We start from the raw sequence: 2,328 nt of genomic DNA, 5'->3' as shown, positions 1-2,328 counted from the left end.
CTTACGTGATATCCATTACACTAAGGGTGGAAACTTGTCTTATTATAACAGAAATTTGCTCTAATAACAAGTTTTTTATGGGTAGACTAAGCGTCCATTAGTGGGAAGCATCCCCGTTCCAGATAGAGTTTTTCACGATAACATAATCAACGTGTTTGAGGTCAGCAACCTTTCGTCCACCTGCATAAGAGATAGCACTTTGCAAGTCCTGCTCCATCTCAGTAAGGGTGTCTTGCAAATGCCCTTTAGCAGGCAGTAAGATACGTTTTCCTTCCACATTTTTATAAGCACCCTTTTGGTATTGAGAAGCTGAACCATAGTATTCTTTGAATTGTTCGCCATCGACTTCAATCGTCTTTCCTGGGCTTTCGATATGTCCTGCAAAAAGGGAACCAATCATGACCATGCTGGCACCGAAACGAATAGACTTGGCAATATCACCATGAGTACGAATGCCACCATCAGCGATGATCGGTTTACGCGCAGCCTTAGCACACCAGCGAAGGGCAGCCAACTGCCAGCCACCTGTACCAAAACCAGTCTTGACCTTGGTGATACAAACCTTACCAGGACCGATTCCAACCTTAGTAGCATCCGCACCGGCATTTTCCAATTCACGAACAGCTTCTGGTGTCCCAACGTTACCAGCAATGACAAAAGTATCTGGTAATTCTTTCTTGATGTGTTGAATCATTGAAATCACACTATCTGCATGACCATGAGCAATATCAATCGTGATATATTCCGGAGCATCAGCCTTGAGTTGGCTAACAAAGTCATACTCGTAGTCCTTGACACCGACAGAAATGGAAGCAATGAGCCCTTGGTTGTGCATGCGCTTGATAAAAGGAATGCGCCCAGCCTCGTCAAAACGATGCATAATGTAGAAGTAACCACCTTTAGCAAGCTGCTCTGCTACGTTCTCATCCAAAATCGTCTGCATATTTGCAGGTACAACGGGTAGTTTGAAAGTGTGATTTCCAAGTGTGACACTCGTGTCTGCTTCTGCACGGCTTTTAATGACACATTTATTTGGGATCAACTGAATATCTTCGTAATCAAAAATTGGAAATTCATTTAACATATCGATGTCTCGTTTCTTTTGTAATGACCTACCTATGCTTGCGCATCCCTACGCCTTTTCCGACGTTTCCTTAACTTATTATAAGCCAAAGTACAGTTTTTGTCAAATATTTTTAATAATCAAATTATATAGTTCGGTTTTTGTTTCGGAAATAGAAAGAGAAAAAAGAGAGATTAGATTCTCTCCTCTTCTCCAATCTTAATAATACTCACCCTGGCGGTAGTCCCATGAGTTAAAGGTATCTGACAAATGCATCATGATTTTATCAATGTCAAGCCCTTTGCGGATAACGACTGGTGCTGGTGAGATTGAACGGTCTCCTCCTTGTTCTGGGATGAGCTTACCATCTTTATCAACCATAGATACCATCACACCTTGCTCGTAGCGAGTTTCAATCGTTTTGTCAGGTTGGATAGATGCCACATAGTCGTCTGCTTCAATGACAAGATCCACTGCTCCTTCGATCCGTTCCCCGATACCTTCCACCTTACCACGGTTTCCTTTTCCAGATGGGTTAGCTGATGAGGCGTAGACCATTTTACCTTCTTCCCAAAGTTTGGCAGCCAGTTGTTCACCAGCTTTACCAAACTTGATGACAAAACAGCTAGTACCACGCACGTCAGTCATAAGTTCTTCACGGCCATCACCGTATGCTTTGAGTTTCTCAAAGGCTTCTGGTTTCCAAGGAAGGATACAACCTAGGAGAATATCTTCGTCCCAATGTTTTTGGTAGAAGGCTTCAATTTCTGGGTTGAGTTGTGCTAAAGCGCGAAGCTCGTCCATGCTACCGCAGAGAACAACACCTGGTTTGTTACGGTTACGCTCTTTGGCTTCAAATTTGCGTTCAAGACCTGCCTTATCGCTAGTCATGATAATGTAACCAACTTTAGTAGGACAAACGATACATCCGCCCTCACCTTTTAAAATGTTATAGCCTTCTTGTGAAAGTGTTCCGTTCCATTGAATGTGTTTTGTCATAGTTCTATTTCCTTTTCTATTTTTACTAATCCTGCCAGTAGGCTGGTCGTCGTTTTTCATAGGCAGCAATCAAGTCCTCATACTGCAAGGTAATTCCGATATCATCCAAACCATTTAAAAGCTTGTGTTTCCATTCTCTATCAATTTCGAAAGTGAATTCTCCGACTGGTGAGATGATTTTTTGTTGTTCCAAGTCCACAGTTACCTGATCGGTCGGTTTAAGTTGGGCTAGTTTTTCTCTAACCTCCCTAGGCTGAACAATGGGC

General features: G+C 42.6%; 2 protein-coding genes and 1 pseudogene. All 3 read right to left on the bottom strand.

Annotation, left to right across the window (positions count from 1 at the left end):
* Positions 1-97: 97 nt before the first annotated feature.
* Positions 98-1,084, bottom strand: a complete 987-nt coding sequence (locus GMD4S_RS00400; protein ID WP_000931181.1) for a GMP reductase — start codon at positions 1,082-1,084, stop codon at positions 98-100.
* Between the two features lie 198 nt (positions 1,085-1,282).
* The gene (locus GMD4S_RS00395) at positions 1,283-2,062 is read right to left on the bottom strand and encodes an L-threonylcarbamoyladenylate synthase (protein WP_000160520.1); all 780 of its coding nucleotides are present in this window, start codon (positions 2,060-2,062) and stop codon (positions 1,283-1,285) included.
* Between the two features lie 25 nt (positions 2,063-2,087).
* Positions 2,088-2,328 (bottom strand): annotated as a pseudogene (locus tag GMD4S_RS00390) (3-isopropylmalate dehydratase small subunit); the annotation flags it as partial.

This window comes from Streptococcus sp. GMD4S (assembly GCF_000296955.1).
This window is presented reverse-complemented; position numbering and strand designations above follow the sequence as displayed.

Bases quoted from the DNA above. Each gene is read 5' to 3' on its own strand.
- GMD4S_RS00400 (WP_000931181.1), bottom strand. From the start codon at position 1,084: ATGTTAAATGAATTTCCAATTTTTGATTACGAAGATATTCAGTTGATC.
- GMD4S_RS00395 (WP_000160520.1), bottom strand. From the start codon at position 2,062: ATGACAAAACACATTCAATGGAACGGAACACTTTCACAAGAAGGCTAT.